General features: G+C 70.8%; 1 protein-coding gene. It reads left to right on the top strand.

Annotation, left to right across the window (positions count from 1 at the left end):
• The coding region (locus FL625_RS18450) for a calcium-binding protein (protein ID WP_235019503.1) at positions 1-585 on the top strand (585 nt) is incomplete at both ends.

The following is a 585-nucleotide window of genomic DNA, read 5'->3' on the forward strand; positions in this document are numbered from 1 at the left end:
GAGGATTCGCTCTATGGCGGGACCGAGACCGACGCGCTGTTCGGGCAGGAGGGTCATGACCTTCTGGACGGCGGTGACGGCGGCGACAACCTGGATGGCGGCACCGGCGACGACACGCTGAACGGCGGGGCGGGCAACGACTGGCTCTACGGCCAGGAGGGCCAGGATTCGCTGAACGGCGGCGACGATGACGACGTGCTCTGGGGTGGGGCCGACAGCGACACGCTGACGGGCGGCAACGGTGCCGACCATCTGGACGGTGGCGAGGGCGCCGACTGGCTGACCGGCGGCGCGGGGCGCGATGTCTATCACGGCGGCCTCGGGGTCGATCACTTCGTCATCAACACCGCCGATGCCGAGGACCTGTTCCTCGACTTCACCTCGGGCACCGACCGGGTGGTGCTGGACCGCGCGGCGCTGGGCATCGCGGCCGGGGCGACGCTGGCCGGGATGTGGCAGACCGGGGCGGGGCTGCCGGCCAGCTTCGGCAGCGGGCCGGTCCTCTACTGGGACACCAACTTCCGCGCACTGTTCCTCGACCTCGACGGCGGATCCAGCGCCAATGCGGTGGCGCTGTTCAGCATG

It is taken from the genome of Tabrizicola flagellatus, assembly GCF_008271465.1.
GTDB lineage: Bacteria > Pseudomonadota > Alphaproteobacteria > Rhodobacterales > Rhodobacteraceae > Tabrizicola > Tabrizicola flagellata.